21 protein-coding genes are annotated in these 26,203 nt (G+C 67.8%); 14 read left to right on the top strand and 7 right to left on the bottom strand.

The annotated features are described in order from the left end of the window. Nucleotides 1–932 precede the first annotated feature (932 nt). Nucleotides 933–3,626: a TonB-dependent receptor gene (locus FBZ89_RS13535; RefSeq protein WP_246172182.1), complete on the top strand. Its 2,694-nt coding sequence runs from the start codon at nucleotides 933–935 to the stop codon at nucleotides 3,624–3,626. Nucleotides 3,627–3,809: 183 nt separating this feature from the next. On the opposite strand, the gene lldD is transcribed toward FBZ89_RS13535, so the two are convergent. The 5 genes from lldD to FBZ89_RS13510 form a co-directional block, all read right to left on the bottom strand. Next, complete coding sequence (gene lldD / locus FBZ89_RS13530; protein ID WP_145750498.1) at nucleotides 3,810–4,940, bottom strand: FMN-dependent L-lactate dehydrogenase LldD; 1,131 nt, start codon at nucleotides 4,938–4,940, stop codon at nucleotides 3,810–3,812. Between the two features lie 32 nt (nucleotides 4,941–4,972). Further along, on the bottom strand, nucleotides 4,973–5,704 hold the full coding sequence (locus tag FBZ89_RS13525) for an SDR family oxidoreductase (RefSeq protein ID WP_211115221.1): 732 nt from the start codon (nucleotides 5,702–5,704) through the stop codon (nucleotides 4,973–4,975). A gap of 109 nt (nucleotides 5,705–5,813) precedes the next feature. Next, on the bottom strand, nucleotides 5,814–6,821 hold the full coding sequence (locus tag FBZ89_RS13520) for an aldo/keto reductase (protein WP_145750497.1): 1,008 nt from the start codon (nucleotides 6,819–6,821) through the stop codon (nucleotides 5,814–5,816). Nucleotide 6,822: 1 nt separating this feature from the next. Further along, complete coding sequence (locus FBZ89_RS13515; protein ID WP_145750496.1) at nucleotides 6,823–7,689, bottom strand: fumarylacetoacetate hydrolase family protein; 867 nt, start codon at nucleotides 7,687–7,689, stop codon at nucleotides 6,823–6,825. Nucleotides 7,690–7,776: 87 nt separating this feature from the next. Further along, on the bottom strand, nucleotides 7,777–8,487 hold the full coding sequence (locus tag FBZ89_RS13510) for a GntR family transcriptional regulator (RefSeq protein WP_145750495.1): 711 nt from the start codon (nucleotides 8,485–8,487) through the stop codon (nucleotides 7,777–7,779). A gap of 59 nt (nucleotides 8,488–8,546) precedes the next feature. Here FBZ89_RS13510 and FBZ89_RS13505 point away from each other — a divergent pair, with 59 nt between their 5' ends. The 4 genes from FBZ89_RS13505 to FBZ89_RS13490 all read left to right on the top strand — a co-directional run bounded on the left by FBZ89_RS13505 (nucleotide 8,547) and on the right by FBZ89_RS13490 (nucleotide 14,084). After that, complete coding sequence (locus FBZ89_RS13505) at nucleotides 8,547–9,689, top strand: mandelate racemase/muconate lactonizing enzyme family protein (RefSeq protein WP_145750612.1); 1,143 nt, start codon at nucleotides 8,547–8,549, stop codon at nucleotides 9,687–9,689. A gap of 4 nt (nucleotides 9,690–9,693) precedes the next feature. Next, nucleotides 9,694–10,554: an amidohydrolase family protein gene (locus tag FBZ89_RS13500; RefSeq protein WP_211115219.1), complete on the top strand. Its 861-nt coding sequence runs from the start codon at nucleotides 9,694–9,696 to the stop codon at nucleotides 10,552–10,554. Between the two features lie 81 nt (nucleotides 10,555–10,635). Next, entirely contained in the window at nucleotides 10,636–11,922 is a 1,287-nt protein-coding gene (locus FBZ89_RS13495; RefSeq protein ID WP_145750494.1) for an MFS transporter, read from the top strand. Between the two features lie 44 nt (nucleotides 11,923–11,966). Next, nucleotides 11,967–14,084 (top strand): right-handed parallel beta-helix repeat-containing protein, encoded by a 2,118-nt coding sequence (locus FBZ89_RS13490; RefSeq protein ID WP_145750493.1) that lies wholly within the window; start codon nucleotides 11,967–11,969, stop codon nucleotides 14,082–14,084. A 30-nt stretch (nucleotides 14,085–14,114) separates the two neighbouring features. Here FBZ89_RS13490 and FBZ89_RS13485 read toward each other — a convergent pair whose 3' ends face one another. Continuing rightward, nucleotides 14,115–14,471 (bottom strand): L-rhamnose mutarotase, encoded by a 357-nt coding sequence (locus FBZ89_RS13485; protein ID WP_145750492.1) that lies wholly within the window; start codon nucleotides 14,469–14,471, stop codon nucleotides 14,115–14,117. 146 nt (nucleotides 14,472–14,617) lie between these two features. On the opposite strand from FBZ89_RS13485, the gene FBZ89_RS13480 reads away from it, so the two are divergent. The 8 genes from FBZ89_RS13480 (at nucleotide 14,618) to FBZ89_RS13445 (ending at nucleotide 23,739) form a co-directional block, all read left to right on the top strand. Beyond that, entirely contained in the window at nucleotides 14,618–15,796 is a 1,179-nt protein-coding gene (locus FBZ89_RS13480) for an aldose 1-epimerase family protein (RefSeq protein ID WP_145750491.1), read from the top strand. Nucleotides 15,797–15,807: 11 nt separating this feature from the next. Beyond that, entirely contained in the window at nucleotides 15,808–16,569 is a 762-nt protein-coding gene (locus FBZ89_RS13475) for an SDR family NAD(P)-dependent oxidoreductase (RefSeq protein WP_145750490.1), read from the top strand. Nucleotides 16,570–16,643: 74 nt separating this feature from the next. Continuing rightward, nucleotides 16,644–17,831, top strand: coding sequence for a CaiB/BaiF CoA transferase family protein (locus FBZ89_RS13470; RefSeq protein WP_145750489.1), 1,188 nt, complete (start codon nucleotides 16,644–16,646; stop codon nucleotides 17,829–17,831). A gap of 8 nt (nucleotides 17,832–17,839) precedes the next feature. Then, a complete protein-coding gene (locus FBZ89_RS13465) occupies nucleotides 17,840–19,012 on the top strand; it encodes an ABC transporter substrate-binding protein (protein ID WP_145750488.1) in 1,173 nt (390 codons plus the stop codon). Between the two features lies 1 nt (nucleotide 19,013). Next, nucleotides 19,014–19,784 (top strand): enoyl-CoA hydratase/isomerase family protein, encoded by a 771-nt coding sequence (locus FBZ89_RS13460; RefSeq protein WP_145750487.1) that lies wholly within the window; start codon nucleotides 19,014–19,016, stop codon nucleotides 19,782–19,784. Nucleotides 19,785–19,918: 134 nt separating this feature from the next. Beyond that, entirely contained in the window at nucleotides 19,919–20,884 is a 966-nt protein-coding gene (locus FBZ89_RS13455; RefSeq protein WP_145750486.1) for a 2-hydroxyacid dehydrogenase, read from the top strand. Beyond that, nucleotides 20,868–21,668: a kinase gene (locus tag FBZ89_RS13450; protein WP_145750485.1), complete on the top strand. Its 801-nt coding sequence runs from the start codon at nucleotides 20,868–20,870 to the stop codon at nucleotides 21,666–21,668. The genes FBZ89_RS13455 and FBZ89_RS13450 overlap by 17 nt, the downstream gene beginning before the upstream one ends. Nucleotides 21,669–21,717: 49 nt before the next feature. Continuing rightward, nucleotides 21,718–23,739: a right-handed parallel beta-helix repeat-containing protein gene (locus FBZ89_RS13445; protein ID WP_145750484.1), complete on the top strand. Its 2,022-nt coding sequence runs from the start codon at nucleotides 21,718–21,720 to the stop codon at nucleotides 23,737–23,739. 68 nt (nucleotides 23,740–23,807) lie between these two features. Here FBZ89_RS13445 and FBZ89_RS13440 read toward each other — a convergent pair whose 3' ends face one another. Then, complete coding sequence (locus FBZ89_RS13440; protein ID WP_145750483.1) at nucleotides 23,808–24,704, bottom strand: LysR substrate-binding domain-containing protein; 897 nt, start codon at nucleotides 24,702–24,704, stop codon at nucleotides 23,808–23,810. A gap of 198 nt (nucleotides 24,705–24,902) precedes the next feature. On the opposite strand from FBZ89_RS13440, the gene FBZ89_RS13435 reads away from it, so the two are divergent. Next, nucleotides 24,903–26,201 carry an MFS transporter gene (locus FBZ89_RS13435; RefSeq protein WP_186457345.1) on the top strand — a complete coding sequence of 433 codons (1,299 nt, stop codon included), beginning with the start codon at nucleotides 24,903–24,905 and terminating at the stop codon, nucleotides 26,199–26,201. Nucleotides 26,202–26,203: the final 2 nt, after the last annotated feature.

Raw genomic sequence — 26,203 nt, 5'->3', positions numbered from 1 at the left:
CCGTTACCGGGAAAGGTCAACCAGTCCTAACTGTAGTGAGTATGTCCATGACAGGGTCGGCAGATTGCTTGCACGCTCATGTCTCTATCCTCCCGAGATATATTTATTTTTTACTTAGATTTAGGCTCAACCTTACTGAGTGCCGGCGGTTTGCTTCTGCAAAGTGCTTCCCATATGCTGCCGGCGATTGGATCACAGGCGGCATCCGGGTATCTGCCGGGTGTCAGCTCTGTTATTAATAGTTGCGTTGACAGCGTTGTCAAATCATTTCTATTTTTTGCTTTTCTTAATCACAGTGTCCCCCAACACATTAAGTGGCCAAATCGCGCTGAAAGTGGCCAAACCTCGGTCCCGCAAAGCAGTATATTATTGAAATATATATAATTTCTGGTTATTCGGCCGAGAGCTGAGGATAATTTATGCACGGCCGCGGGGCCCATGGATCTGATAGGTCGAGCCTGCCGCCATACATTTGATCTTCCGGCTGCCGGAGACCTGACAGGGGTGCCGGGACGATGGCTTCATAGGCTCCCTTACAACCGGAATCGGGCCCGTTTGGTTTGGAGTGGATAGGGGGCCCGCGCGGGCGGCTCGGCTTCAAGGAAGTCGGTTCCCTGATCGGTCGCCACGAGGTTCACGCCTGCGAGGATAAGCGGGGCCGTCGCGCCCGGGGCCGCCTGCCCACGAGTCACGGTCATTGCAGGTTTGGAACGAGGCCGGTGGCGCGAATGCCGCCGGCCTCGCGCGTTGCCGGCTGCCTAACGCCGTAGCGAAATCGCGCCCCGCGCCACCCATTCCCCGATCTCATTTTGATACGGCTGGACGCAGAAAAGCCGTTGCATGGAATTTCATAACGTGGCACTGATATTTCAAACAACGGGCACTGGCATCTCGCTGCCATAAGCCCATCGATCAGGGAGAGGACGTTCATAATGAAGCGTACGTTGATGGGGCTCGCCCAAGGTGTCGCCTGCTGCGCCCTGCTGCATGCCACGGTAGGCACGGCCTTCGCCCAGCAGGCGGCGACGCCGGCCACCGACGACCAGGGCCTGGAAGAGATCGTGGTCACGGGCATCAAGCGCTCCCTGCAGGTGGCCACCGAGATCAAGCGCAATTCGGTCAACGTCGTCGACAGCATCGCCAGTGAAGACCTGGGCAAGATGCCGGACCAGAACGTGGCCGAATCCCTGCAGCGCATCACCGGTGTCGCCATCGACCGCAACCGCGGCGACGGCCAGTTCATCTCGGTCCGCGGCCTGGGCCCCCAGTTCAACACCGTCACCCTGAACGGCCGCACCCTGGCCACGGAAAACGTGGGCCGCGAGTTCAGCTTCGACGTCCTGCCCTCCGAACTGATTTCCGGCGCCGACGTCTACAAGAGCCCCAGCGCCAACATCAACGGCGCCTCCATCGGCGCCACGGTGAACATCCGCACGGTGCGCCCGCTGGAGCAGAAGCAGGACCTGGTGGTGGCCGGCAGCGCCCGCGCGCTGTATGGCGAGCTGGCGGACAGCACCAACCCGTCGCTGTCCGGCGTCGTCAGCTGGCACAACCCGGAATCGACCTTCGGCGTGGCGCTGGTGGCCTCTTACGAGAAGCGCGACAGCCGCGACGATGAATTCGACATCGGCGCCGGCCATGTGAAGCGCGGCAACGTCGATCCCACCGACTACTGGTACGGCCGCACCGCCCCCGGCGTGGGCAGCTTCACCGGCGTGGACATGCCGTCCAACCTGTCGCCCTTTTTTTATGAGACGTCGCGCAAGCGCACGGGCCTGAACGGCACCGTCCAGTACCAGCCGAACGACAACCTGACCTTCACGCTGGACGGCTTCTATACCAAGATGGACCAGATCGACCAGTCGCAGGGCCTGGCCTACGACTTCTCCTCCGGCACGCTGGTCGACCAGGTGGTCAAGAACGGCTCCGCCGTCTATCAGAAGATCGTCGGCGGCACGGTGGACCAGATCGTTACCTATACCCCGCGCCTGACCGAAACCTATCTGGTGGGCCTGAACACCGCCTGGCACAAGGACGCCTTCAAGCTGGTGTTCGACGCCTCCACCTCGCAGGCGACGCGCAACGGCAAGGAAGACAGCATCTTCTCCACCATCCGCCGCCGCGACATGACCATGACGTTCGACCGGCGCAACGGCAGCCCGATCTACGACTATAACTTCACCTCACCCACCATTCCCAACGTCGCGACCGACGTGAACCACGTCGGGGCCCACTACAACCTGTGGGGCGGCACCGACTACAAGGATGAGGTCAACGAGGCGAAGCTGGACGGCACCTGGGATCCGGGCGGCGGCATCTCCATCTCCGTCGGCGCGTCGCACCAGGAACGCACCAAGACGGCGGACGCCATCAGCCAGCCGGGCTCCGTGTCCTGCGCCTATTGCGGCGGCTCGGTGCTGTTGCCGTCGTCGCTGTTCACGCCGACGACCATGGACTTCTTCTCGAAGTATCAGAGCGACAACATCATCCGCAACTGGATCACCTATGATCCCAAGGCGATGGTGAACTACCTGATGTCCCGGCCGGAGGGCATCTACACCGCGCCCGTGGCCGACCCGGCCGCCAGCTCCCGCGTGAAGGAGAAGGTGAACCTGGGTTACATCATGTTCGACCTGAAGACGGAGATCGGCGGCCTGCCCCTGTCCGTCAACACCGGCGTGCGTATCGAGGACACGACCTACACCAGCGCCGGTGCCGCGCAGACCGTGCTGAGCGCCAGGCCCAACGGCCTGGGCCAGAACCTTATCGTCCTGTCGGATGTCCAGCCCATCAGCTTCAGCGGCCACTACACCGACGTCCTGCCGTCGCTGAACGTCAAGCTGGACCTGACCGACGACCTGGTGGCCCGCTTCGCCACCTCCCGCGTCATGACGCGCCCGACCCTGTCCGACCTGTCGCCGGCCCAGACCATCCTGTCCAACCCGGGCAACGAGCAGATCACCAAGGGCAACCCCGACCTGAACCCCTTCCGCGCCTCACAGGCGGAATTCGGCCTGGAATGGTACTTCCAGCCTCTCTCCATGCTGTCGGCCGCACTGTTCTACAAGAACATCGACAGCTTCGTGGCCCAGGCCACGACGCCGCAAAAGGTGGATCAGGTGGTGTTCCAGGTGACCCAGCCCACCAACGGCAAGGGCGCCACGGTGAAGGGGCTGGAGGTCGGCTACCGCCAGGTGTTCGACAGGCTGCCGGGGCCGTTCGACGGCCTGGGCGGGCAGGCCAGCTTCACCTACGTGGAAAGCGACGCCCAGTACGCCAACGTGGTCAGCGGCGCCAGCTATGGCCTGCAGGGCTTGTCCAAATACTCCTACAGCCTGGTCGCCTTCTATGAGAAGCACGGCATCCAGGCCCGCTTGGCCTACACCTGGCGTGACAAGTTCCTGCAGGTGGCCAGCGGCCGCAACGGCGATCCGGAATATTTCGACGCCTACGGCCAGCTGGACGCCAGCCTGTCCTACGACCTGACGCAGAACATCTCCCTCACTCTGGAAGGTCTGAACCTGACGGACGAGAACGAGTTCATCTATTCCACCACGCCCGACCGCACCAAAGAGTACCGCACCACCGGCCGCCGCTTCGCCGCCGGCGTGCGCGTGAAGTTCTAAGGTCCCGATCTCTCATCCGGTCTTCTGCGGATCGGGGGGCCTTTCCCCCACCTCCCACCCCCCATCCCGGAAACGGGATGGGGTTCTTTTTGGGGGGAGGGCCGGCGTCGATATCACGCACGCTGCTTGAACGGGACGGTTCAATCCGGACCGCCCCGTTCCGTGATGGAAAAAGGAATCCTGTCACGCCAGGATCGACCGGTCGATCTCCCCCACGCCGCGCACGCCGGTCAGCGCCATGGCGACCTTCATTTCCTTGGCGTAGATCTCCAGCAACTGGGTGACGCCGGCCTCGCCGCGCGCGGCCATGGCGTAGAGCCAGGCGCGGCCCAGCAGGACGCCCTTGGCGCCCAGGGCCAGCATGCGCACCACGTCCAGGCCGGAGCGGACGCCGCCGTCGGCCAGCACGGTCAGGCGGTCGCCCACCGCATCGGCGATGGCGGGCAGGGCCTTGGCCGAGGACAGCACACCGTCCAGTTGCCGGCCGCCGTGGTTGGAGACGACGATGCCGTCGGCGCCGATGTCGGCGGCCGCGCGGGCGTCGTCGGGATCCAGGATGCCCTTGATGATCAGGGGGCCGTCCCAGCCCTGGCGGATCCACTCCAGGTCCTGCCAGCAGATGGACGGGTCGAAGTTGGAGCCCAGCCAGCCCATATAGTCGTTCAGGCCGCTCTTGTCGCCCAGCACCGGTTCCAGGTTGCCCAGCCGATGGGGGCGGCCATGTACGCCCACGTCCCAGGCCCAGGCGGGCTTGGCCACAGCCTGGAGCATGCGGCGCAGCGGCGCGTTGGGGCCGGACATGCCGGAATGGGCGTCGCGGTAGCGGGTGCCGGGCACCGGCATGTCCACCGTGAACACCAGGGCCTTGGCCCCCAGCGCCTTGGCGTTGGCCAGCAACTCGCGCATGAAGCCGCGGTCGCGGATGACGTAGAGTTGGAACCACGGCGGCCCATCCGTGCCCGCCGCCACCTCCGCCAATGAGCAGATGGAGACGGTGGACAGGCAGAAGGGCAGGCCCGCCTGGTTGGCGGCGCGGGCCGCCTGCACCTCCCCCCGCCGGCGGAACATACCGGCGATGCCCACAGGCCCCAGGGCCACGGGCATGGCGAGGTCCTGTCCGAACAGGCGGGTGCCCAGCGTGATGTCGGCCACGTTCTTCAGCACGCGCTGGCGCAGCGCCAGGTCGGCGAGGTCGTCGACGTTGCGGCGCATCGTCTGCTCCGTCCCGGCACCGCCGTCGGCATAGTCGAACAGAAACCGTGGAAGGCGGCGCTCGGCCGCCTTCCGGAAATCCCGTGGAGACGAGATGATCATGCCGCGCGTTCCTATTCCCCTGGTCCCATATCTCAGGCGTTCGACCAGCCGCCGTCGATGACGTTGATCGTGCCGGTAGTGTAAGAGGAAAGGTCGGACGCGAGATAGAGCGCCAGTTCCGCGATCTCCTCCGGCCGGCCGATGCGTCCCATGGGCTGGCGGGCGACGAAGGCGGCCCGGGCGGCGTCGGCATCGCCCGTCGCGGCCAGCCGCTCATCCAGCGAGGGCGACTGCACCGTGCCGGGGCAGATGGCGTTGCAGCGGATGTTCCAGCCCACGAAGTCCACGGCGACCGATTTGGTCAGGCCGATGACGGCGGCCTTGGTCACGCCGTAGGCGAAGCGGTTGGCCACGCCCAGGACCGAGCCCGCCACCGACGACATGTTGACGATGGAGCCGCCGCCGCGCGCGATCATGCCGGGCAGGAAGGCTTGGATCATGCGGAAGGCCGCCTTGACGTTCAGGTCGTAGGAGAAGTCCAGGTCCTTTTCCGCCGTCGTGGCCAGCGTGCCGGCGTGGACATAGCCGGCGCAGTTGAACAGCACGTCGATGCCGCCGATATCTTCGGCCAGTGCCTGGATGGCCGCGCCGTCCAGCAGGTTCAGGGTGCGGGTCTCTACGCCTGTCATGCTGGCCAGCGTTTCGGGGTTGATGTCCAGCGCGATGACCCGCGCGCCCTCGCGGGCGAACAGCTCAGCGCTGGAGCGGCCGATGCCCTGGCCGGCGGCGGTGACGATGGCGGTCTTGCCTTCAAGGCGTCCCATGATGGTGTTTCCTTCAGGTGATACCGGCGGCATGTTTCATGCCGCCGCAGGGTGCGACCGTATCCGCCGCAGTTTTGCGGGGAAGTGTCAGCGGACTGGAGCGGCACGGTTAAACAGGCACCGGCGCATCGGCGCGCAGCAGACCCTGCTGTTTCAGGTCCGCCCACAGGGCGGCGGGGATAGGGTGGCGGATCAGGCTGACGGCCCGTTCCACCTGACGCGGACTGTCCATGCCCGGGATGACGGAGGCCACCTGACCGTGGGCCAGGGGGAATTGCAGGGCCGCCGCCGCGAGGGGCACGCCGTGGGCGTCGCACACCGCCTCGATGGCGGCCACGCGGGCCACGATGTCGGGCGGGGCCGGCTGGTACTGGTAGTTGATGGGGCCGGGGCCCTTCACCCCGGTGGCCAGGATGCCGGAGTTGTAGGGGCCGCCGATGATGATGCTGACGCCCCGTTGCGCGCACAGCGGCAGGAAAACGTCCAGCGACGACTGGTCCAGCAGGGTGTAGCGGCCGGCCAGCAGCATCAGGTCGTAATCGCCGTGGGCCAGCGCTTCGACGCAGACCTCCCACTCGTTCACGCCTAGGCCGATGGCGCCCACGGCCCCGCCGTCGCGCAACTCCCGCAATGCGCGGTAGCCGCCCGCCATGAACTGGCGGAACGTCTCCGCATGGCGGTCGCCGTGGGCGTAACGGCCGATGTCGTGGACATAAAGGATGTCGATGCGCTCCCGCCCCAGCCGCCGCCGGCTGGCCTCATAGGAGCGCATGACCGCGTCGTAGGAATAGTCGAAGCGGCTCTCGAACGGTTCCGGCGACACGAAGCCCTGGCGTACCTGGCTCAGGTCGGCCTCCGGCACCGGATCCAGCCGCCGGCCGACCTTGGTGGAGAGGATGAGCTTCCCCTCCGGGTCCAAGGCGGGCAGGGCGCGGCCCAGCCGTTTCTCCGACAGGCCGAAGCCATAATGCGGGGCCGTGTCCAGGTAGCGGATGCCGGCGTCCAGGGCCGACCGGATGGTAGCCTCGGCGTTCTCCTCCGGCATGGCGCGGTAGAGGTTGCCGATGGACGCCGCACCGAAGCCGAGGGCACCCAGCGATGACGGGTCGAACGGCATGCTATTCCACCGTGTTCCGGGCCACGCTCCAGGCCACGGTGCGCTGGCGCTGCGTGCCCAGGCCGTCGATGCCCAGCTCGATCACGTCGCCGGGCTTGAGATAGGTGGGCGGGGTCTGGCCCAGGCCCACGCCGGCGGGGGTGCCCGTACTGATGACGTCACCCGGCATCAAGGTCATGTAGCGGCTGATGTAGCTGACCAGGTGGGCCACGCCGAACACCATCTCCGCCGAGGTGCCGTTCTGGTAGCGGTGGCCGTTGACCGTCAGCCACATCTTCAGGGCCTGCGGGTCGGGGATGTCGTCCTTGGTCGCCAGGAAGGGACCGATGGGGCCGAAGGTGTCGCAGCTCTTGCCCTTCACCCACTGGCCGCCGTGCTCCAGCTGGAATTCGCGTTCCGACAGGTCGTTGATCAGGACATAGCCGGCCACGTGGTCCAGCGCCTTTTCCAGCGGCACATGGCGGGCGGTGTCGCCGATGACCACGCCCAGCTCCACCTCCCAATCCGTTTTCACCGAGCCGTAGGGGATGACGACGTCGTCGTTGGGGCCGCAGATGGCGGTGGTGGCCTTCATGAAGATGATGGGCTGGCTGGGCAGGGGCAGGTTGGATTCCGCCGCATGGTCGCGGAAGTTCAGGCCCACGCAGATCATCTTGCCCACGCGCCCGACGGCCGGCCCGATGCGCTGGCCCGCCGGCAATGCTGGCAGCGTGGCGGGATCGATGGCGGCCAGCCGCGCCAGGCCGGCGCTGGTCAGCACGTCACCGGCGATGTCATCGACGATGCCGGTCAGGTCGCGCGGGGCGCCCTGGGCATCCAGCAGGGCGGGGCGTTCATGGCCGGGGGCGCCGTAACGGGCCAGTTTCATCACGTATCCAGTCGGTTGAAGACGGTTGAGTCACAACTGATATATTAGATACGTCAATTCATATGTCAACGGCGCGAGGCCAACGACTCAGAACATGCCCAGGATGCGTTGCAGGGCCGCCTGGAAGTGCACGGTCAGCGCCGCCTCCGCCCGGTCGCCGTCGCGGTCGGTGCAGGCCCGCAGCACCTCGATATGTTCATTCAGGGTACGCAGGGCCAGCGGCTGGGTGATCAGCCGTTCCAGCCGGATCAGGGTGACGTAGTTCTTCAGCCGGCGGGCCGTCGTCTCGATCAGCGGGTTGCGCAGGCAGGCGATCATGGCGCCGTGGAAGCGCTGCTCCAGCCCCTCCAGCGTCTGGGTCAGGGTGGGGGTCAGGCCGTCCTTCTCTATGGCGGCGATCAGCGCCTGGTGGTCGGCCAACAGGGCCGCGATCTCGGCCGCGTCGCCGGTTTCCGCATAGGTGCGGGCGGCCGCGCGCTCTATGATGGAGCGGAACTGATAGGTGGATCGGGCGAATTCGAAGTCCGGCTTCAGGAACTGGATGCCGGAGCGGGGATGGATGGTCAGCACCCCTTCCGCCTCCAGCACGCGTAGCGCGTCGCGCAAGGGCTGCACCGGGATGCCCAGCAGCTGCACCAGGTCATTCTGCGACACGAAGGCGCCGGCCGGCACCTTGCGGGCGAACAGCCCTTCCAGGATGGCGCTGTAGGCGATCTCACTCAGGCGCTTGCCCTCCGGGGCGCTGCCGGTGTCCTCGATCGCCGCGTTTGCCGCTTGCTTTTTGCGTGCCGCTGCCATATCTAATTCGTGTCCTGATATTTCAGATATCGATATCTGAATAGAGTGTAGCGGTGAAAATGCAGATCGTCGACTTCCGCATCACACGATTCCAGTTTGCCCGAGATCGGGTCATCGGGGATAGCCAAGTCCGGACCGATGACGTTCATGTCGCAGCCCTGGAACTGGTCGGTTCCGATGGCTCGGCGGGCCTGGGATTCGTCCAGTCGCTGTTCTTCCCCCTGCCGGAGGAGGCGGAGATCATCCGCGTTTTCCAGTCGGAGGTGTGGCCTGGGCTGGAGGGGCAGCAGTCCGGCGCCCTGGCCCATCGGGTGACCCGGCCGCGCGGCGGCATCGCCCGGCGCTACACCCTGCCGTTCGAGGAGGCGTTGCAGCAGGCCGTCTGGGATCTGTTCGCCAAGTCCGTGGGCCTGCCGCTGTGGCGGCTGCTGGGGGCCCGCAAGCAGAAGGTGCGCGCCTATGCCTCCGGCCTGGATTTCCACCTGGACGACGGGGCGTTCCAGGACCTGTTCGCCCATGCGGCCTCCGAGGGCTTCACCGCCTTCAAGATCAAGGTGGGCCATCCGGAGATCGGGCGCGACATCCACCGCCTGGACCTGCTGAAGCAGGCCGTCGGGCCTGACGCCACCGTGATGGTGGACGCCAACGAGGCCTGGACGCCCAAGCAGACCATCCTGAACCTGGAGCTGATGCGCAAGGCCGGGCACGAGATCTTCTGGCTGGAGGATCCCATCCAGCGCAACGATTTCGACGGCCTGCGCCTGCTGCGCCAAACGGCCGGCCGCACCCTGATCAACAGCGGCGAATATTTGGACGTATCGGGCAAGCGCGCGCTGATCGAGGCGGGCGGGGCCGACATGCTGAACGTCCACGGCCACGTCACCGACGTCATGCGCATCGGTTGGCTGGCGGCGGAGAAGGTGGTGCCGGTGACGCTGGGCAACTCCTTCCTGGAGGTCGGCGTCAACATGGCCTTGGCCCTGCCGGAGGTCGAGTGGCTGGAATACTCCTACCAGAACTTCGACCATCTGGTGGAGGAGAGCTACCGCATGGAGGACGGCTACATTTACGGCCGGGAGGCGCCGGGCCACGGCCTGGTGCTGAGCGAGGAGGCGCGGCGCGTTTGGCGCCGGCCAGCCATCCTGGACCGCGCCGACCTGGGCGCCGCCCCGCCGCAAGTTCGCCTGGCGCGGGCTGGGTAAGCCCATGCTGATCGACGCCCATCTGCATCTCTGGGATCCGGCGCGCCTGCGCTACGACTGGCTGTCCCATGTTCCTTCCATCGCCGGGCCGCACACCTCGGCGGAATGGGCGGCGATGGAATTGCCCATCGAGCAGGCGGTGTTCGTGCAGGCGGACTGCGATCCGGCCCAGGCGCTGGATGAGGTCGACTGGGTCGCCGGCTTGGCGGACCGCGTGCCGGTGGGCGGCATCGTGGCCTTCGCGCCCTTGGAACGGGGGGCGGGGGCGCAGGCCGCGATCGACGCCCTGGCCACACGGGCCCTGGTGCGGGGCGTGCGCCGGTCGGTGCAGAACGAACCGCTGGCCTTCGTCACCGACCCTGACCACCTGGACGGCATGGTGCGGGCGGCGAGGGCGGGGTTCAGCCTGGACATCTGCGCCCGCGCGCCGCAGCTGCCGGATCTGGCCCATGCCTTGGACCATCTGTACGCGGCGGTGCCGGGCGCCGTCACCGTGCTGGACCACCTGGGCAAGCCCGACATCGCCACCCACGGCGGTGACATCCAAGCCGACGGCTGGGCCGACGCCCTGGTCCGGCTGGCGCGCTTCCCCAACCTGGCCTGCAAAATCTCCGGCCTGACCACCCAGGCACGGTGGGACGGCTGGCAGGTGGAGGATGTGCGGCCCTACATCGACCATGTCCTGGCCTGCTTCGGCGCCGGGCGCTGCCTGTTCGGCGGCGACTGGCCGGTGGTGGACCTGGCCGGCGGCTACCCGGCGTGGCTGACGGTGTTCCAGGATATCGCCGCGGGCTGGACCCAGGCGGAGCGGGACGCCGTGTTCCGGGAGACGGCGCGGCGGATCTACCGGCTGGTCGGCGGATAATGCATCGATAGACAGTCAATCGACAGCGGCCCCACCCAAGAGGGCCGGTCATGACGGCAGTCAGGGAGAGATCAACCAAAGATGAGCGACATTCCCATGTACGTCCCCCTTCCCTCCGCCCCGGCGGAAGACACCAGCCAGCATGTCGCGGGTCGGCGGCGTTGGGTCCTGCTCTGGTCGCTGCTGATCAATTTTTTCGTGCTGCTGGCCCTCTACAATGGGGTCATCTCGGTGCTGCTGCCGAACCAGGTGGCGGCGCTGGATCCGGCGGCGAAGGCGGCGAACCTCGCCATCGTCATGTCCATCACGTCCATCTTCTCGACGCTGACCACCCCCATCGCCGGCGCCCTGTCCGACCGCACCCGGTCGCGCTGGGGCCGGCGGTCGCCGTGGATCGCCCTGGCCTCCCTCATCGGGTCCATGTGCCTGTTCGGCGTGTCGCTGGTCACGTCCCTGTGGTCCATCACCGTGCTGTGGGTGATGGCGGCCATCGCCTACAACGCCATGCAGGGGCCGCTGTCCACCGTGGTGGCCGACCGCTTCGCGCCGGCCAACCGGGGGACCGCCTCGGGCTTCATCGGGGCGGGCATGACGGCCGGCGGCACGGTGGGCATCATCGTGGCGGGGCAGCTGGCCGGCCAGCTGGTGCTGGGCTACCTGGTCTTCGCCCTGGCCGTCGCGGCCTGCTGCGTCGCCTTCGTTTTCCTGAACCGTGAGGTGCCATCAGCACATCTCAAGCCCGCGCCCTTCAGCCTGCCGGGCTTCCTGCGCAGCTTCTGGATCGATCCGCGCAAGCATCCCGATTTCGGCTGGGCCTTCCTGGGCCGCTTCACGATCTATATGGGATACCAGGGGGTGGTGACCTACCAGCTCTACATCCTGCGGGACTACATCCAGCTGTCGGTGGACCAGGCCAACGTCGTCATCGGCAACATCTCCGCCATCACCTTCGTCATGCTGCTGTTCTCCGGTTTGGTCTCCGGCTTCCTGTCGGACAGGGTGGGGCGGCGCAAGCCCTTCGTCTTCTTCTCCTCCGTCATCATGGCGGCGGCCTGCGTGGTCCCGCTGATCACCCCGACGGTGGAGGGGATGTACCTTTATGCCGGCATCGTCGGGCTGGGCTACGGCGCGTTCACGGCGGTGGACATGGCGCTGATGACCCAGGTGCTGCCCCGGGACACCGGGTCCACCGGCAAGGATCTGGGCATCCTGACCACGGCCATCAATATTCCGCAGGCCATCAGCCCCGTCATGTCGGCCTGGTTGCTGGGCCTGTCCGGCGGCGATTACAGCGTGCTGTTCATCGCGGCCATCCTCTTCGTCTTCGCCTCCTCGTTCTTCGTGTTGCCGATCCGGTCGGTCCGCTGAGGCGCCGGCGTATTGAAAACAAAGCCTGTAAGGGGGGGTGAGCGATGGGATCATATGCGGCGCGTCTCGGCCTGTTGGCCTTGCTTTTGACATCGGCGCCGGGGTGGTCGCAGACACCATCTACCCCCGACCTGCCCACCCCCGACCTGCCGCCCGGCCATCAGCCGGAACGGCTGTACGGGGAAAAGCTGCTGGCCACCATCAGGATCCCGCAACGGTCCCCGTCGCCGCCCGTGGTCCTGTCGGTATCGCCCACCGGGTCCGACACGGGCGACGGGTCGCCGGCCCATCCCTTCGCCACGCCGGCCCGTGCCCAGGCCGCCGTGCGGGACCTGAACCGCGACCGGGATGTCATCGTACGGCTGGCCGACGGGGTCTACCGCCTGGCGGAGCCGTTGCGCTTCTCCCCGGCTGATGGCGGGCAGGCGGGCCACCTGGTGCGCTGGGAGGCGGCGGACCGGGCCAAGCCGGTGATTTCCGGGGGCGACAGGGTGACCGGCTGGCGGTTGGCCGACCCGGCCAAGGGGATATGGGCGGCCGACATCCCGCGTGGCGTCGATCCGCGCCAGATCTGGGTCAATGACCGGCTGGCCTGGCGGGCGACGCTGGAGGTGGGGCGCCAAGCCTTCCGCTTCCACGACTGGGGGATGGAAATCATCGACCCGGCCTGGCGGGGCCTGGCCGACGTGCCGGACCAGAGGCGGATCGAGGTCGAGGGTACGGGGTGGTTCACGGATCGGCACGCGATGGTGGAACGGATCGAGGGCGACCGCATCGTCATGCAGCAGCCGGGCTGGCGGAACAACATCATCGGCTATGACACCATCGCCCGGCCGGTTTCGGAGGCCTCCGCCCGGCTTTTTCTGGTCAACGCCCTGGCCTTCCTGCGGGAGCCCGGCCAGTGGTATGCAGACCCAGCCGCCGGCCGTCTCTACTACAAGCCCCGCGCCGGAGAGGAGATGGCGACGGCGTCGGTGGTTCTGCCGCGCCTGTCGATGCTGGTTTCCATTGCCGGCACCTATGACGCGCCGGTCAAGGATCTGCAGTTCAAGGGGGTGAGCTTTCAGCATACCAGCTGGCTGGAACCATCCGGCCCGCAAGGCTATGCCAGCCAGCAGAGCGGCGCGTTCCTGGCCGGCCACCTTCCCGGCTATCCCCAGGAACCGATACGGGACTGCTCGTGGGGCTGCTGGGCGTTCGAGGCCGCCCGCAACCATTGGCGCCAGCAGCCGGCGGCGATCCAGGTGGCCGCCGCGACCCGCATCCTGTTCGAGGGGGGCGAGTTCGCGCATCTGGGGCAGGTGGCGCTGGGCATCGGCAACAATGCCGATGCCAATGACAGCGGCATCGGGCTGGGCGCCATCGCCGTCGAGGTGTCGCGCAACCTGTTCACCGACCTGTCTGGCGGCGCCATCATGGTGGGCGGCGTCACGCCGGATGCCCACCATCCGCCGCGTCCCGAAATGGCTGTCCGCGACATCCTGATCCGCAACAACCGGATCAGGACCGTGTCGCAAGACTATCGGGAGCAGGCGGCCATCCTGGTCACCTATGCGACGGCGCCGGTGATCCTGCATAACGACGTGTCCGACACGCCCTATGACGGGATTGATGTCGGCTGGGGCTGGGGCGTCAACGACCCGGGCGGAAGCTCAGCCTATCGGACGCGGGAACGCGGTTATTACGACCAGCCGGGCAATTTGGTCTACGACACGCCCACCATCCTGCGCGACGCCGTCATCTTCGGGAACCGCGTGCATTCCGTGAAGCAATGGTATGGGGACGGCGGCGCCATCTACCATCTTTCGGCCGATCCCGGCGGCCTGATCGCCGAGAATTACATTTACGACGTTCCCGGCGGCATCGGCATCTACCTGGACGAAGGGTCGCGGTACCTGACGGTGCGCAACAACGTCGTCGACCGGGTCGATGTCTGGCTGAACGTCAACACCCTGGACTTCAACCTTCCCCGCCGCACCGCCATGGACGATGTGGCCTTGGGCAACTGGTTCCGCGACGGGCGGGCGCGGGGAACGCTGACCGACTATCTCAACAACCGTCTGGCCGACAATGTCGAGGTCAAGGGCGACCCGTGGCCGGCCGGCGCACGGGCGGTGATGGAACGCTCAGGCGTCCAGCAGGACGACGCGCCGCGGCGTTGACGGCGGCCGGGTTCACGGCGCCCCCTCTCATTACGACTGCTCCTTCAGGGAATGGATGCGCTCCATGGCGACCCAGGTTTGCCCAGCCGGCGTGCCGGGCAGGGGCCGCTGGAAGGTGCCCATCAGCCGCTCCCATTCCTGGACCTCGGGGTTGGCCGCGTCGCTGGCCGCCTTGGCCACGGGGTCGAACTCTGGTCCCACCTCCATGATCAGCACCATGCGCGTGCCGTACAGCCAAATTTCCAGGTCGCGGACGCCGTCTTTCCGGATGGCGTCGACCACCGGCTTCGGCACGGCGCCCGGCCCATGCCAGGCCTTGTAGCGGGCCATCAACTCCGCGTCGTCCGCCAAGTCCACGGTGAAGCACAGCCGGCGTGTGTCGCTCATTTTGCGCCTCTGAAGTTTTTATTTCGTCATCTGAGATATCACATGTCGCTTCTGAATTGACAAGGCCGCGTTTGGAGGCCTTAATCCCCGAAATCCAAGCGCCAAAAAAGCAAGTCCTCAAGACCAGACTGACGGAGGATACGGGGATGGTCAGCCTTTACGGACAGGTCCGGTCCCGCCGCGATGTCGCGGCCCACACGGGCTCCCTCTCCCAATTCGCTGGCGTGCGGCTGATGACCCTGGGCGACGGTGTCGAGCGCGGCGTGCGCCTGCTGGAATTCCGCACGGGCACGGGGCTGCGCTTCACCGTCCTGATCGACCGGGCCATGGACATCGCGGATTGCGAGCATAACGGCCGCGCCGTTGGCTGGCACTCGCCCTCCGGCTTCCGCCATCCCGGCCTGCATGAGTATGAAGGGGAGGGCGGCCTGGGCTGGTTCCGCTCCTTCTCTGGTCTGCTGGTCACCTGCGGCTTGGACCACATCCTGTTCATGGATGAGGATGCGGCCGACCATTACGTCTATGGCCCGCGGACGGGCGTCAAATCCTCCCTGCACGGCCGCATCGGCACCATTCCCGCCCGCCTGACCGGCTATGGCGAGCGCTGGGATGGGGATGACTGTTGGCTGTGGGCGGAGGGCGTGGTGCAGCAGTCCACCGTGTTCGGGGAGGACCTGCACCTGATCCGCCGGGTCGAGGCCAAGGTGGGCACGGATGAGATCCGCCTGCACGACCGGGTGGTCAACCATGGCTTCTACCGCACGCCGCACATGTACTGTTACCACATCAACGTCGGGTACCCGGTGCTGGCGGAAGGGTCGCGCTATGTGGCGCCCATCCGCGACGTGGTCTGGGCCTCCCACGCCGGGGACGATTACCGCAAGCAGGGCGTCGGCTACCGCACCCTGCCGGCGCCGCAACGCGATTTCCATGAGCAGGTCTGGCAGCATGAGATGGCGGCCGACGCCGCGTCGCGCGTGCCCGTCGCCCTGGTGAACGAGGGCATCGGCTTCGGCCTGGAGGTGGAGACGGACAAGCGCCAGTTCCCCGTCCTGTATGAATGGCAGAACCTGCAGCAGGGCCACTACGCCCTGGGCATCGAGCCCTCCACCAACCACGTCTTCGGCAAGCCCTTCGCCAAGCGGCGCGATGAGCTGATCTGGCTGGAACATGGGGAGGAGCGGCACTACGACAGCGTCTTCCGCATCCTGCCGGACGCCGCGTCCGTGGCCGCGTCCGTGGCGCGCATCCAGGCCATCGCCCGCCAGCCGGACGCGGACTACCCCCCTCCCTCGGGCAACTTCCGCCCCGTCATCCGCGCGTGAGGAGGCAGCCGATGTCCATCGGGGCCAAGACCATCCTGTACACCGGTGCCGCCGGCGGCCTGGGCCTGCCCGCCACCCTGCATTTTCTGCGCGAGGGCGCCACCGTGCTGGCCGTCGATCATGACGCCGCCAAGCTGGCGGCCCTGGCGGCCCTGGCGGACGCCGCCGCCGGCATCGACGCCGGCCGGCTGGTGCCCCTTAAAGCCGACCTGTCGGACCTGACGGGCTTCCGCGCCGTGCTGGCGGACCAGGCGGCGGCACTGGGCGGGCTGGACGTGGTCATCAACAACGCCGCGATCTATCCGGCGAAGCCGTTCGAGGACTACAGCGTGGAGGATCACCAGGCGGTCCAGCGCGTGAACGTCGACGCCGGCATCGTGGCGGTGCAGGTGGCGCTGCCCCATATGCGGGCCCGGGGATGGGGCCGCATCATCAACATCGCCAGCATCACCTTCTACGGCGGCTGGGCCAACCTGTCGCCCTACGTCGCGTCCAAGGGCGCCCTGGTCGGCCTGACGCGGGCCTGGGCGCGGGAATTCGGCGCCTATGGCGTCACCGTCAACGCCCTGTCCCCCGGCGCCTTCCCCACGGACGCGGAGAAGATCCACCCGGATCCGGAGGGCTACACCCGCTTCGTGCTGGACCATCAGTCGGTGAAGCGGCGCGGCCACCCCGGCGACATCGCGGCTGCCCTGTCTTTCCTGGCGTCGGACGCCGCCGGCTTCATCAGCGGCCAGACCCTGAACGTCGATGGCGGCTGGGTCATGCACTGAGCCCTTTGCCCGGGCCCCATTTGCCTGAGCCGCCACCTCCTTTCCATTTCAATTTGTCCTAGGACGACACCATCATGGGCATCCTCAGCGGATACCGCGTTATCGATTGTTCCATCGCTATGGCCGGCCCCTTCGCGGCGCAGCGCCTGGGCGATCTCGGCGCCGATGTCATCAAGGTGGAACCGACCAGCGGCGAATGGCAGCGCCACGCCTCGGCCGGCGGCGCACGCGGCAACAAGATCAACGTCTCCTTCCTGTCGCTGAACCGCAACAAGCGCTCCCTCGCCGTGGACCTGAAGGCGCCGGAGGGTCGGCAGATCCTGCTGGACCTGGTGAAGGACGCCGACGTCTTCCTGCAGAACTACCGCCCCGGCGTGGCCAAGCGCCTGGGCGTGGATTACGGGACGCTGTCGGCCATCAACCCAGGCCTGGTCTATGTCTCCATGTCCGGCTATGGCGAGGACGGCCCTTATGTGAACTACCCGGGGCAGGACCTGCTGTTGCAGGCGCTGTCCGGTGCCATGCTGTCGGCCGGCAGCGCCGACCAGCCGCCGCAGCCGGCCGGCCAGTACCTGGTGGACGCCATCACCGCCTACACGGCGTTCGAGGGTGCGCTGGCCGCCCTGCTGCACCGGGAACGGACGGGCGAGGGGCAACTGGTCCAGGTCAACATGCTGGACGCCATCACCACCCTCCAGATGCAGGAACTGTCCGTCTTCACCGTGGGCAACAAGCCGCAGACCCGCTCCGCCGAGGCGCACGCCCATTGCTACATCCGCGCCCCCTACGGCGTATTCAAGACGAGCGACGGCTATATCGTCGTCGCCATGGCCGGCCTGGACAAGCTGGGCCGGCTGATCGACGAGCCGTTTTTGCAGGGGCTGAACGACGAGGCGGACAGCTGGAAGTTCCGCGACGAGATTTTCGCCTGCATCCGCATCCGGCTGTTGGGCCGCAGTTCCGCCGAGTGGCTGGAGCTGTTCCGCGCCCATGACATCTGGTGCGGGCCGGTCTACGGCTACGCCGACCTGGTGGCCGATCCGCAGATCGCCCACAACGGCACCTTCATCACCTATGACCACCCGACCGAAGGCCGGGTGAAGACGCCGGGCTTCCCCATCCGCTTCTCCAAGACGCCGGCAGCACTGGAACGGGGCGCCCCCCTGGTGGGCGAGCACACGCGCGAGGTACTGGAGGGGCTGTCCCTGTCGCAGGCGGATATCGAGCGGCTGCTGGCCGCCGGTGTCGTCGGGGCGCCGTGAGCCGCCCGATGTCGAATGACGTGCCCCATTACCGTGCTCTGACCTGGGACCACCGGCGCGGCTACAACGCCCTGGCGGCGGCGGCCGGTGCGCTGGACCCGGCGCGCGACGGGCTGTCCCTGTCCTGGGATCGTCACTCGCTGGAGGACTTCGAGAAGCACCCCATCGCGGATCTGTGCCGGCGCTACGATCTGATCGTGCTGGACCATCCCCATGTGGGCGACGCCGTGGCCGGCGGGGGCCTGGTGCCGCTGGAGGCGCTGTTCGGCGCCGAGGAGATCGCGGCGTGGGGGCGGGAGGTCATCGGCCCCTGCCTGTCCAGCTATCGCTACGGTGGCCGGCACTGGGCCCTGCCGCTGGACGCCGCCACCCAAGTCATGGCCTACCGTCCCGACCTGGTCGACGGGCCGCCGCCGGTAACCTGGGGTGAGGTGGTGGCCCTGGCCGGCCGCCATCCGGTGGCGCTATCGCTGGCCGGGCCGCACGCGGCCCTGTCGTTCCAGTCCATCTGCGTGGCCCTGGGCGAACCACCGGCGGAGGCGGATCCTGAGCGCTTCGTCGGGCGGGCGACGGGCACGGCGGCGCTGGACCTGATGGCGCGGCTGGCGGCGACCAGCCCAGCGGCCCTGGCCGACCTGAACCCCATCGGCATCCTGGGCCGCATGGCGGTGGCGGACGATGTGGCGCTGTGCCCGCTGATCTACGGCTACGTCAACTACACCCGCGCCGGGGCGGGCGGCCACCCGCTGCGCTATGCCGACGCCCCCCGGCGGGTGCCGGGGGGCCGGCCGGGATCGACCCTGGGTGGCACGGGCATCGGCATCACCACCCGCGCCCAGGTTACCCCGGCCTTGCTGGACCATCTGCGCTGGCTGATGTCGGCAGCGACGCAGGCGGGCTTCATCCCCGACCATGACGGCCAGCCCAGCCTGCGCTCCGCCTGGGCCGACGCGCGCGTCAACGACCATTGGGGCGGCTTCTACCGCGACACCGCCGCCACGCTGGAGGCGGCCTTCGTCCGGCCCCGCCACCCCGGCGCCATTCCCTTCCAGACGGCGGCCTCGGCCCTGATCCGCGCCGCCCTGGCCGACAGGCGGCCGCACGGCGCCGTCATCGACGACCTGCAGAGCTTGTACGCCGCGTCCCGCCAGTCGGGCTCAGCCGGGCATGGGGAGAGATGAATTGACCGACGAAGTGTTGTTCAGCGTGGATGGCCCCGTCGCCACCCTGACGCTCAACCGCCCGCAGAAGCTGAACTCCGTCACGCCGGAGATGGCAAAGGCCCTGACCGACGCCGTTACCGAATGCAACGGCAGCGACACCATCCGCGCCGTGGTCATCACCGGGGCGGGGGAACGGTCGTTCTGCTGCGGATCGGACATCAAGGAGTTGGACAGCTACGTGACACCCTGGGATTTCCGCAACCGCGCCGACTATTGCGACGCCATCCACCATTGCCTGAAGCCCACCATCGCCGCCGTCAACGGCTATGCCTTCGGCGGCGGGTTGGAGACGGCGCTGTCCTGCGACATCCGCATCGCCGCCACCAACGCCCAGTTCGCGGCGCCTGAGATCAAGCTGGGCTGGATCGGCGGCGGCGGCATGGCGGCTTTCCTGGCCCATTCCATCGGCGCCTCCAACGCCGCCCTGATGATCATGACGGGCGACCCGGTCGATGCCGCCCGGGCGCTGGCCTGGGGCCTGGTCAGCGAGGTGGTGGAGCCGGCGGCCCTGCTGCCCCGCGCCCAGGCGCTGGCCGCCACCATCGCCGCCCGGGCGCCCATCGCGGCGGAGACGGCCAAGCTGAACCTGCGGGCCGCGTTCTCAATGCCCCTGGACCAGGCCATGGCGTATGAGCGGGACCTGCAGACCATCTGCTTCGCCACCTCCGACGCGGCGGAAGGCCGCGCCGCCTTCAAGGAAAAGCGGCCGCCCGTGTTCCGGCGGCGCTGAGGACCCCGATGATGACCGACCCGCGCCCCGCCGATCCCTCCGTCGTGGCCATGCGTGGCGGGCCGTGCGTGACGGGCATTGATATCGGGCTATGATGCCCGCCCGTCCCGCCACCCGCCTGAACAGGAAGCGCCATGCCCCCGAAGATCCTGCTGACCCGCCGCTGGCCCGACGCCGTGGAGGCGCATCTGCGCCAGCGTTACGACGTCACCGTGGACCCCGGCGACCGGCCGCTGAGTGCCGCTGACCTGACCGAGGCCATGGGCCGGTATGACGCCATCTGCCCCACGGTCACCGACCGGCTTGGCGCCGCCATCCTGGCGGCCCCGAACGCCCGGGTGCGCATCCTGGGCAACTTCGGCGCCGGCTTCGAGCATATCGACCTGGACGCGGCCAAGGCCGCCGGAATCGTCGTCACCAACACGCCCGACGTGCTGACCGACGCCACGGCGGACCTGGCCATCCTGCTGATGCTGATGGCCAGCCGCCGCGCGGGCGAGGGGGAGCGGGAGCTGCGTGCCGGCCGGTGGACCGGCTGGCGTCCCACCCACCTGCTGGGCCAGGGGCTGGCGGGCAAGCGGCTGGGCCTGGTGGGCTTCGGCCGTATCGCCCAGGCGACGGCGGCCCGTGCCCGGGCCTTCGGCCTGTCCATCGCCTATTACAGTCGCCGCCGGGCCGATGTGGGCGTGGAGGCGGCCCTGGACGCCACCCATGTCGACAGCCTGGAGGAATTGGCCGCCACCTCGGATGTCCTTTCCCTGCATTGCCCCGGCGGGCCGGCCACGCGCCATCTGGTGAACGCCGCCCTGCTGGCGCGCATGAAACCCACCGCCATCCTGGTCAACACCGCGCGCGGCACCGTGGTGAACGAGGCAGACCTGATCGTGGCCCTGTCTAGCGGCGCCATCGCCGCGGCCGGCCTGGACGTGTTCGAGGGGGAGCCGGCGGTGAACCCCGGCCTGATCGCCCTGCCCAACGCCGTGCTGCTGCCACACCTGGGCAGCGCCACGCTGGAGACGCGCACCGCCATGGGCATGCGGGTCGCCGCCAACCTGGACCGCTTCTTCGCGGGCGAGGTGCCGCATGACCGCGTCGCTTGACCTGGTCGAGGGCCTGTTGCGCCGGCGCCTGGACGCGGTGCCGCGCCGCCCCTTCATCCTGGGCATCTGCGGTGCCCAGGGCAGCGGCAAGTCCACCCTGGCCGATGGCCTGGCCCAGCGGCTGGCGGCGTCGGGCCTGCGGATCGCCGTGCTGTCGCTGGACGACCTGTACCTGACCAAGGAGGAGCGGCAGGACCTGGCCCGCGCCGTCCATCCCCTGCTGGCCACGCGCGGCGTGCCCGGCACCCATGACGTAGGCCTGGGCCTGGCGGTGCTGGACGGGCTGGGAATGCCGGGCCGCACGCTGCTGCCGCGCTTCGACAAGGCCGTGGACAGCCGCGCCGCCGAGGGCGTCTGGGTCGAGGGACCGGTGGACGTGGTGCTGTTCGAAGGCTGGTGCGTCGGCGCCGTGCCGCAGGCCGCCGCCGACCTGGGCCCGCCGGTGAACGAACTGGAGCGGGACCGCGATGCCGGCGGGGAGTGGCGCCGATATGTGAACGCCGCCCTGGCCGGGGACTATCAGCGCCTGTTCGGCCGCCTGGACGCCCTGGTTCTGCTGGCCGCCCCCGACTTCGCCGTGGTACGCGGCTGGCGCATCCAGCAGGAGGAGGGCCTGCGCGCCAAGCTGCGGGCGGCGGGCAAGCCCACCGACGGCACCATGACCGACGATCAGGTCAGCCGCTTCATCCAATTCTACGAACGCCTGACCCGCCACATCCTGGCCGAGATGCCGGGCCGCGCCGACCTGACCTTGCGCCTGGATGCGGCACGGCAGGTGGTTTGATGGCGGCCTGTACCGGGGTGGGACGATAAACATTAGGGAGCGCTTTCTTATGATCACCCCGCCGCCCTGGACCCGCCTGCTGCTGGCGGGTGTGCTGCTGTTGTTGCCCGGTGTGGCCAAGGCGGCGGAGCCCATGACCTTCCATGTGGCGCCGGATGGGGATGATTCCGCACCCGGAACGATGATGCGACCCTTCCGCACCCTGGTCCGCGCCCAGGCGGCGGTCCGCACCGCCAATCGCGACCGTGACGTCACGGTGGAACTGGCGGCCGGCACCTACGCGCTGGACAAGCCGCTGGTCTTCGCCACCGCCGACGGCGGGCAGGGGGACCATCGCGTGGTGTGGAAGGCGGCGGCGGGGGCCGAGGCCCTGATTTCGGGTGGCATGCGCGTCACCGGCTGGACGCTGGCGGACGCGGAGAACGACATCTACGTCGCCGACGTGCCCAAGGGCCTGGACAGCCGCCAGCTGTGGATCGACGGCACGGCCGCCGACCGGCCGGCCATCGAGATCACCCACCATGATGTGGAGTTCACTGCCCACGGCTTTATCCTGAAGAACCCGGCGCTCGCCACAATCGCCGCCGTCAAGGCGCCGCAGCGGCTGGAGGTGGAGGCCACGGGCATCTTCACCGATCGCTATTCCCCGGTGGACCGGATCGAAGGCACGCAGGTCACGCTGAAGCAGCCGGCCTGGGACAACAACAGCTGGGGCTATGACACGCTGAACAAGCCCTTCATGCCTGACCAGGCGCGGCTGTTCCTGGTGAACGCGCCGGAATTCTTCGGCAAGCGTAGCGAATGGCCCCTCAACCAGAACCAGTGGTACATCGATCCGGCCGCCGGCAAGCTGTACGTGAAGCCCCGGCCCGACGCCGACATCACCGCCATGACGGTCATCCTGCCCCGGCTGGAGGCGCTGGTCGCCATCGGTGGCAGCTATGACCATCCCATCCGCAACCTGACCTTTCAGGGATTGCGCTTTTCCCATACCAGCTGGATGGGGCCGTCGCGGGCCACCGGCTACGCCAACCAGCAGAGCGGCGCCTACCTCAAGGAGGTTTCCCCCTTGCGGCCGGTGGACGCCTACGCCACCTGCGGCTGGGGTTGCCCGGAATTCGAGAGCATGCGCCAGAAGTGGGACCAGATCCCCGGCGCCGTACAGGTCTCGGCCGCGCGCGACATCACCTTCACCGGCAACACCTTCAGCCAGTTGGGGCAGGTGGCGCTGGGCATAGGCAACGATGCCAACGCCCACCTGACCGGCGTGGGCCTGGGGACGGACGGGGTGAAGGTGCTGGGCAACCGCTTCGCCGTCATCGCCGGAGGGGCCATCATGGCCGGCGGCGTGCGGGCGGAGGCGCACCACCCCGCCGACCCGCGCCAGGTCAACCGCGACCTGACCATCGCCGACAACGTCATCACCGACGTAGCCCGCGATTACAAGGACAACGCGGCGGTGCTGGCGACCTACATCGACAGGGCCGACATTCTGCACAACGACATCTCCGACGCCAATTACGACGGCATCGCCATCGGCTGGGGCTGGGGCTACAACGACGTGGGCGGCAACCGGAACTACCGGGAAAACCAGAAGGGCTATCTGCACAACCCGGTGTTCGACCAGCCCACCGTGTTGCGGAACATGACGGTGGCGGGCAACCGCGTCCATGGTGTGAAGAAATGGTTCTTCGACGGCGGCGCCATCTACAACCTGTCGGCCAACCCCGGCGCGGTCATCCGCGACAACCACATCTTCGACATCGCCGACCGCATCGGAATCTACCTGGATGAGGGCAGCAAGCACCTGCGGGTGGAGGGCAACGTGGTGGAGACCGCCGGCTATTGGCTGAACGCCAATACCGTGGGCAAGAACTTCGCCTGGGGCGTCACCGCCGACAACGCCGCCACCGGCAACTGGCACAATTCATCCCGCGTCGGCGGCCGCTGGCGGGCGGAGATCGGCATGCGGATGGAGAATGACCACCTGGTGCCCGACCGCGCCTGGCCGGCGGCGGCGCTGGCGGTGATCCGCCAGGCGGGCCCGCGTCCGGGGTCGGATTGCCGGTGATGGCGGTCCGGGCAGTTCCGTGAACAGGGCCGCACCCCACGATGGCATGAAAACTCATGCCGTCGGCATCACAGGGCGGCGATGTCCGCCTGGGTGTTGTTGAAGCAGTCGGTGACCCAGGACCGGAAGGCGAGGGCGCTGGTGCTCAGGGCCGTGCCGGCCGGCCACACCAGGTAATAGCCGTAGATATCCTCCGCCTGGATGTCGAACAGGCGTACCAGGCGCCCCCGGCGGATCTCCTCCTGCACCATCAGGCTGCCGGCCAGCGCCACGCCCTGGCCGCTGCTGGCCACCTCGATCAGCATGGAGCTGTCGGACAGGGTCAGCCCCGCCGTCGGTTCCTGCAGGCGCAGGCCGGCCACGCGCAGCCAGGCCGACCAGCTTTGCCAGCCGTGGCGCAAGATGGTGCAGCGCGCCAGATCCTCCGGCGTCTCTATGCCCAGGCGGTCGCGATACTCGGGGGAGCATACGGGGAACAGCACCTCGCCCCCCAGGCGCTGGCTGACGGAATTGGGCCAGTCGCCAGCGCCATAGCGGATGGCCAGGTCGATGCCCGGCACCAGAAACTCCTCCAGGTCGGCGGTGGAGCGGATTTCCACCGACACCTGGGGCATGATCTGGGTGAAGCCGCGCAGCCGGGGCAGCAGCCAGCGCGTGGCCAAGGCCGGATGGATGCTGACGACCAGCCGGCCGCCATTGACGTGACGGCGGTTGGGAAAGGCGCGTTCCAGGATCGCCAGGGCTTGGCGCACATGGGCGATGATGGTCACGGCCTCACGGGTCGGGGCCATGCCGCGGCCCACCCGGCGGAACAGCGGGATGCCCAGCCGCTCCTCCAATTCCCGGATGCGGTGACTGATGGCGCCGTGCGTCAGGCCCAGCTCATCCGCCGCCGCGGAATAGCTGCCGTGGGTGGCGGCGGAGTCCAGGGCCCGCAAGGTCTGGATGGATGGAAGAGTCTGCATCGGCGCGGCCTCTGGCTTCGTACTGTGAAAACTATTCACATATGAGGTCAGATCATATCGTTTGTCATCAAGTGATATTTCCTTAACCGTAGGACTAACAAACGGGGAGCACGGGGAATGAACAGTGCTTTCATAAACGGGAAGGCAGTTGGGTCCTGTGCTGGCAAGATTCGCACAGCGCTCCGATCGGGCTGGTACATGGTAATCCTGCTCACAGCAGCCCAGGTCGTTTCTTACATTGACCGCTTTTTACCCAGCCTGTTGATCACCCCGATCAAGACCGATCTGGGGTTGACCGATTTCCAGGTGGGGCTGCTGCTGGGGCCGGCGTTCGGCGTGTTCTACGTGCTCATGGGCCTGCCCATGGGCTGGATGGCGGACCGGTTCAGCCGGCGCGGCATCCTGGCCGCCGGCATCACCATCTGGTGCTGCATGACGGCCGCCGCCAGCCTGGCCCGGGGTTTCCCGGCCCTGTTCGCCGCCCGCCTGGGCGTGGGGTTGGGGGAGGCCGCGATCGCCCCGTGCGCCGTGTCGCTGGTCAGTGACCGGTTTCCCCGCCAGCGGCGGGCCCGGGCGCTCAGCGTCTTCATGTCGGGCACCTTCCTGGGGGCGGGCATCGCCTTCCTGCTGGGCGGTCCCCTGGTTCACGCCATCGCCGGCCTGCCGGTGATGGCTGTGCCCCTGCTGGGGGAGTTGCACGCCTGGCAGCTGAGTTTCCTGGTCGTCGGCCTGCCCGGCCTGACGCTGGCCCTGCTGATGTTCACGTTCGCCGAGCCTGAGCGCCAGGACCGGGCGGTGGACGCCGACAGCGGACTGCAAGGCGGGCAGGCGTCCATCGCCCAGGCGCTGCGCTTCATCCTGAGGCGGTGGCGCACCTTCGGGGTGCTGTTCGTCGGCTCGGCCGCCTGCGTCACCATGGGGTCGCTGGCCTTCTGGAACGCCACCCTGTTCCAGCGCAGTTTCGGCTGGAACGTCCGGGACATGGGCATCGCCACCGGCATCCTGTTTCTGACCGGTGGCCCCCTGGGCACCGGCCTGGGAATCTGGCTGACCAACCGCTGGATCCGCCTGGGGCGCAAGGACGCGACGCTGCGCGCCCTGCTGGTGGGGTTATTGATCGCGGTTCCCGGTTTCGCCGCTTATCCCATGATGCCATCGGCGCCGTTGGCCATCGCCGCCCTGTTCTTCGCCTTCGTCGGCCAGGCCATGGCCGCCGCCGCGGGCCCGGCGTCCCTGACCCTGATCGCCCCCGGGCAGATCAAGTCGCAGGCCACCGCCGTCTACTACCTGGTGATCAGCATCTCCGGCCAGTTGATCGGCCCGCCGCCGGTGGGATGGATGACCGACCTGTTCGGCGACCCGGCGCGGCTGGGCTGGGCCATGAGCATCGAGGCCCTGGTGATCGGTGTGACGGCGCTGACCGTCCTGGCCCTGGGCATGCCCGCCTACTGCGCCGGCGTGGTGGCGGTGGAAAAGATGATTGCGAAGGGGGATTGAGC

Origin of the sequence: Nitrospirillum amazonense, from assembly GCF_007828045.1 — a bacterium.
Taxonomy (GTDB): Bacteria; Pseudomonadota; Alphaproteobacteria; order Azospirillales; family Azospirillaceae; genus Nitrospirillum; species Nitrospirillum amazonense_C.
Note: the sequence above shows the minus strand (reverse complement) of the source record. Positions and strands in the feature narration are given on the sequence as shown.